Below are 6,217 nucleotides of genomic sequence, written 5' to 3' on the forward strand. Positions count from 1 at the left end.
TTGATGTGAATGTAACTATGTAAGCAACCCGCGTCCGCGATTCATCCCGGCTGGCACGTGTGAACTGCCAGGGTACGCCGAAGAGCGTCCAATGCCTGGACGACGGCGTAGGTACGGTTCTGCGGCCGGTCGCCGGGCAGGCGGGCAGACCTGGTCGCCACGCCGAACGGCCCCGCGATACCGATGTGCAACGTCCCGACCGGCTGGCCCTCCAGCTCGCCGGGACCGGCCACGCCGGTCACAGCGAGCCCGTGGGTCGCCCCGAGCAGGTCCCGGACGCCGGTGGCCATCGCCGCGGCCGCCTCGGTCGACACCGCGCCGCTGGTGGCCAGAAGCCCCGCGTCGACGCCCAGCACCGACGTCTTGGCGTCGGTCGCATAGGTGACCACACCTCCCTGGAACACCGCGCTCGCGCCCGGGACGTCGGTGAGCCGCCCCGCGAGTAGACCGCCCGTCAACGACTCGGCGACCGCGAGGGTCTCGCCCCGGGCTGCGAGCAGGCCCAGGACTGTTCCCTCCAACGTGTCGTCGTCGACGCCGTAGAGCGCACTGCCCAGGGCTGCCCGCGCCGCCGCCTCGACCGGCGCGATGAGCGTGTAGGCCTGCGCCCGGTCACCAGCTCGGGCGCTGATCCGGACCCGGGTCTGACCTCCGCTGGCGAGAAAAGCGATCGTCGGGTTGCCGATCGGGGTGAGCCGGTCGATCTCCTCGGCGAGGGCATGGGCGACCACCGACTCCCAGACCCCGGCGGTCCGCAGTACCCGGTGCACCACGACCGCGGGCTCGCCCGCCCGGCGGAGCAGATCCGGCAGGACCGACGCGGTGAACATCGGGTACATCTCGTGCGGCACCCCGGGCATCGCATATATCACCCCGCCCGCCATCTCCAGCCGGATGCCGGGTGCCGTACCGACCTCGTTGGGTAACGGATCACCACCCTCGGGTATGTCCGCCTGCCGGTAGTTCATCTCCGGCGCCTGGCTGCCGGCGGCGGCCGGACCCTCCCGCCCGAGCGCACGAAAGCGCCGGCGCAGCATCGCCTCCAGGAAGGTGTCCCGGCGCAGGTCCACCCCGGCCGCGCGGGCGATCCCCTCGCGGGTCAGATCGTCCTGGGTCGGCCCCAGTCCTCCGGTCATGATGACTGCGTCCGCACGGCCAAGGCCCTCAGTGACCCTTGCCGCGATCATTTCGACGTCGTCACCCACCACCGTGGACGTCTTCAGCACCACACCCACGTCTGCGAGCTGCCGCCCGAGCCATGCGGCGTTGCCGTTGACGATGTCCCCGAAAAGCAGTTCGTCTCCCACAGCCAGCAGTTCAGCTCGCATCGCTGTCCTCCAGCGCTCCTTCGGTAACCTGCGTCGCCTGCCGCCGCAAGGCCAGTGCCCGCCCCACATAGTCCAGACCCGTGACGACCGCGACCAGTACACCGACGGCCAGAATGACCGCCCTGGCTGACGCGCCCATCCCGTCCAGCGGTAGAACATAGAGACCGATCGCACAGTTGAGCAACAGGGTTTTGAGCTTGCCACCGCGACTGGCCGCCATGACCCCGCGCCGAATCACCCACAACCGCAGCAGCGTCACACCGATCTCCCGGACCGCGACGACGACGGTCACCGGCCACGGCAGATCACCCAGGAGCGAGAGAGACACCAGCGCGGCGCCGGTGAGTGCCTTGTCCGCGATCGGGTCAAGGATGATCCCGAAATCGGTGACAAGGCTCCGGCTGCGGGCAACATACCCGTCGACCTGGTCGGTCACCGCAGCAACCGCGTACGCGACGAAGGCGGCCACCCGCCAGCCTGTGGCGTGACCACCGCCTGCGAACATCAACGCCACGAACACCGGCACGAGCGCGAGCCGCAGGACGGTGAGTGCGTTGGCCAGGTTCATCCGACTGACGGCGACACCCGACTCGGGTGCGCTCACCTCGACACGGAATCAACGACATCGACGAACTCGGCGATCAGATCAACGCCCTCGGTCGCAACCACCGTGGCGCTCACCAGATCCCCCACCCGGACGTCCGCGACCGACGCGGCCGGCAGCGAAACGGTGCACTCTCCGTCGACTTCGGGCTGCTGATGGGCCGCCCGCCCATGCGCCAATCCGCCGACGACCTCTTCCACGACAACCTCGACGACCGAGGAGATCCGCCGCTGCGCCCGCTCGGCGGTCAGCTGCTCCACCAGGTCGGTGACGCGTTGCTGACGCCGCCGCACGGTTGCCGGGGCGACCTTGTCGGGCAGGCCGGCCGCCTCCGTGCCGTCCTCATCGGAATAGCCGAAGACCCCGACGGCATCAAGGCTGGCGTCGGCGAGGAAACGCTCGAGAATCGCGACGTCGGCCCGGGTCTCGCCCGGAAAACCGAGGATCACGTTCGAACGCGCCCCGAGCTCCGGGGCGAAGGCGCGCGCCCGAGCGAGCAGGTCACCGAAGGCATCGGCGCCGCCGAAGCGGCGCATCCGCCGCAGTACCGAGGGGCTCGCGTGCTGGAACGACAGATCGAGATAGGGAGCGACCCCGGGTGTCGTCAGAAGCGTCTCCAGCAAGGACGGCCGCACCTCCGCCGGCTGAAGATACACGGCCCGGACCCGCACGACGCCTGTGATCGCGGCCAGCTGGGGAAGGAGCTTCTCCAGCGCCCGCAGGTCCCCCAGGTCCTTGCCGTAGGAGGTCGAGTTCTCACTGACCAGGACCAGTTCCCGCACACCCTGACCGGCCAGCCACTCTGCCTCGGCCATGACCTCCTGCGGTGGACGGGAGACATGCGAGCCACGGAACGTCGGAATCGAACAGAACGCACAGCGCCGGTCACATCCACTGGAGATCTTCAATGGCGCGACCGGACCGCCGACCAGGCGTTTCCGCAGGACTTCCGGGGTCGGGCGGTCGACCCGCTGCCGGTCCACGGGAGTGATCGGAAGCAGGGTTCGGCGGTCACGCGGGGTATGTGCGCGTGGCGTCTCACCGCGCAGCACGGCATCCAGATGTCGCCCCAGCGCCGGGTAGGCATCAAAGCCCAGCACCGCGTCCGCCTCCGGCAGGCTGTCCGCCAGTTCCCGGCCGTACCGCTCAGCCAGGCACCCCACGGCGACTACCGCCCGCGGGCCGCCGTCACCGTCACGCAGGTCGGCGGCGGCGAGCACGGTGTCGATCGAGTCCTTCTTGGCGACCTCGATGAAACCGCAGGTGTTGACAACCACCGCGTCGGCGCCGGCCGGATCGTCGACCACCGTCCAACCGTCGACACCGAGCCGCGCCGCAAGCTCCTCGGAGTCCACATCGTTACGGGAACATCCCAATGTGATCAGGGCGACGCGGCGAACGGGGCGATCAGGCACGACGTCAGGTTACCGGGGCACCGCGCCACCAACGGTGCAGTCTCCCGAGGTGCCGAGACCAACGCGGACAGTGACGACCTGGCCGGCGTTCCCGCTCGACCCCAGATTCCGCCCATTACAGGACATATCAACCGCCCCCGCGTTCCCTATTTTGATCTCCATGGAACGGGTCGCCGTGACTGTGCGGCTGTCACCGGGCTGCAGGATCTGCTGTAGCAGAACCCGGGCGCTCTCGTCGCGGACCTCCAGCCAGCTCGGATCACCACGAACCGCCACGAGGACGTTCACCCCGACCGGCGGCGGTGTCGTCGGCAGGGCGGTGGTGGCCGGCTGGGCCGGCGCGGCCCCGCCCTGCAACGGCGGGGCAGTGGCGGCGGCCGTTGTGCCTGACGCGACGCCGCCAGACCCGCCAGACCCGCCCGGAGCCAGCAGGACGGCGAGACCGACCAGCACGCAGACTGATGCCAGCGAGATGGCCACCGCCGGCATCCGGGTGAAACCCTGGCGCCGCGGCCTGCCGCCGGCGATGAGCGGGTCGAACTCCCGGGGCAGGAGCACAGGCGCCTCCGGCACCCGGCCGTGCACCCGGTCGTAGTCGGCGATCAAGGGTTCCGGATCGATCTCCAACATCCGAGCGATACTCCGAATGTGACCACGTGCGTACACCACGCCGCCGCAACCGGTGAAGTCTTCGTTCTCCATCTGCGTGATCAACGTCGCGCGGATACGGGTCCGCTCACTGAGTTCGGCAATGGACATGCCCCGCGTGCCACGGGCCGCGGCAAGCGCCGCACCCACGCCAGCATCGGACCGCATGGCCAACCTCCGCACCGGTCAGATCGGCAGTGGAACCGAGTCTACGGTCGCCGGCCACCAACCGAAAGCCGATCCTCAGGACCACCAGGACGCTTGCTATCCATTACGCAGGGTTGTCAGGAGACCCTCGAGTTCGTCGGGCATGACCAGCACGTCCCGGGCCTTCGAGCCCTCGCTGGGCCCGACGATTCCACGGCTTTCCATGAGGTCCATCAACCGGCCGGCCTTTGCGAAACCCACCCGCAGTTTGCGCTGGAGCATCGACGTCGACCCGAACTGGGTGGACACCACCAGCTCCACCGCCTGAAGGAACAGCGCAAGATCGTCGCCGATGTCCTCGTCGACGTCCTTCCTGGGCTCACCGGCACCGGCGAACACGTCCTCGCGGAACGCCGGAGTCGCCTGTTCCTTGGTATGGGCGACGATCGCCGCTATCTCCTCCTCGGAAACAAAGGCGCCCTGGATACGAGCCGGCTTGCCCGCACCCATCGGCAGGAAGAGTGCGTCACCCAGCCCGACCAGTTTCTCGGCACCAGCCTGGTCGAGGATGACCCGGCTGTCCGCCAGGGACGAGGTCGCGAACGCCAACCGCGACGGCACGTTCGCTTTGATCAAACCGGTCACCACGTCCACCGACGGGCGCTGCGTCGCCAACACAAGATGGATGCCGACCGCTCGTGCCATGGCCGTGATCCGGCAGATCGCGTCCTCCACGTCCCTGGGCGCCACCATCATCAGATCGGCGAGCTCATCGACGATCGTCAGGATGTACGGATACGGCACGTACACCCGCTCCGATCCCGGCGGCGCCACGATCTCTCCCGCTCTGACCTTGCGGTTGAAGTCGTCGACGTGGCGAACCCCGCAGGCGGCAAGATCCTCGTACCGGTTCTCCATCTCCTTGACGACCCACGCCAGCGCGTCCGCGGCCTTCTTCGGATTCGTGATGATCGGCGTGATCAGATGCGGGATCCCCTCGTAGTTGGTCAGTTCAACCCGTTTCGGGTCGACCAGCACCAACCGCACCTGGTCGGGGCTGGCCCGCGCCAACACACTTGTGATCAGCGTGTTGATACAGGTCGACTTACCTGCGCCGGTAGCACCCGCGATGAGGATGTGGGGCATCTTCGCCAGGTTCGCGACGACATACCCCCCCTCGATGTCCTTGCCGAGCCCCACCATCAGCGGGTGTGGGTTACCGGTCGCCTCGGTGCTGCGCAGGACGTCACCGAGGGAGACCAGCTCCCGGTCGGTGTTGGGGATCTCGACACCGACCGCGCTCTTGCCCGGGATAGGGCTGATGATCCTGACATCGGCGCTCTTGACGGCATACGCGATGTTCTTGGCCAGTTGGGTGATCCGCTCCACCTTCACGGCCGAACCGAGCTCGACCTCGTAGCGGGTCACCGTCGGCCCCCGGGTGAAGCCCGTCACCCGGGCATCGACTCGGAACTGGGAGAACACATCAGTCAGTGAAGCAATCACCGTGTCCGTCGCGGCCGACCGCACTTTCGGCGGCGTTCCCCGTTGCAGCAGGGTCGGCGACGGCAGCACATAGGTGCTGTCCACACCGCCACCCGCACTGGGCGCCACGAAGTGCATCACCGGGGCCGGGTCGGGCACCTTCGGCATTCTGCGCCGGGCTCTCGGCGCGTCAGCCACCGGCGCAGCAGCCACCGGCGCAGCAGCCACCGGCGCAGCAGCCACCGGCGCGTCAGCCACCGGCGCATCGATGTCGAAGACGTCGGCCGAGGCGATCCCCAGCAGATCGTCAACGAGTTGCCGTGCCTCGACCGACCCAGCCTGATCCCCGCCCCGGCTGTCGTCCGGTGCGTTCCGGTCGGCATCCTGTTCGGCGCCATCCCAGTCATCAGCGGCGAGGATGCCAACCAGAAGCTTGTCGCTCAGGTCCCGCAGTCGGTCCGGGACCGCGCGGATTGGCGTTTTCGTGATCACAAGAACGCCGAACAGGCTCAGCAGGATCAGAAACGGGGCGGCCAGGTAAGCCGTCACGGCACCAGTCAGCGGCGAGCTGGCGAGGAACCCGGCAAGCC

General features: G+C 68.3%; 5 protein-coding genes. All 5 read right to left on the bottom strand.

The window, feature by feature from the left end; genetic code table 11:
* Window positions 1–41: 41 nt before the first annotated feature.
* Window positions 42–1,328: a competence/damage-inducible protein A gene (locus U9978_RS14850; protein WP_322761714.1), complete on the bottom strand. Its 1,287-nt coding sequence runs from the start codon at window positions 1,326–1,328 to the stop codon at window positions 42–44.
* Window positions 1,318–1,896 carry a CDP-alcohol phosphatidyltransferase family protein gene (locus tag U9978_RS14855; protein WP_322761720.1) on the bottom strand — a complete coding sequence of 193 codons (579 nt, stop codon included), beginning with the start codon at window positions 1,894–1,896 and terminating at the stop codon, window positions 1,318–1,320. The genes U9978_RS14850 and U9978_RS14855 overlap by 11 nt, the downstream gene beginning before the upstream one ends.
* Window positions 1,897–1,928: 32 nt before the next feature.
* On the bottom strand, window positions 1,929–3,347 hold the full coding sequence (locus tag U9978_RS14860; protein WP_322761715.1) for a MiaB/RimO family radical SAM methylthiotransferase: 1,419 nt from the start codon (window positions 3,345–3,347) through the stop codon (window positions 1,929–1,931).
* A 9-nt stretch (window positions 3,348–3,356) separates the two neighbouring features.
* A complete protein-coding gene (locus tag U9978_RS14865) occupies window positions 3,357–4,163 on the bottom strand; it encodes a helix-turn-helix domain-containing protein (RefSeq protein ID WP_322761716.1) in 807 nt (268 codons plus the stop codon).
* A gap of 96 nt (window positions 4,164–4,259) precedes the next feature.
* Window positions 4,260–6,217 (bottom strand): DNA translocase FtsK (locus tag U9978_RS14870; protein WP_322761717.1); only part of this gene is annotated, 1,958 nt, incomplete at its 5' end.

Origin of the sequence: Protofrankia sp. Cr2 (assembly GCF_963555885.1) — a bacterium.
Classification (GTDB): domain Bacteria; phylum Actinomycetota; class Actinomycetes; order Frankiales; family Frankiaceae; genus Protofrankia.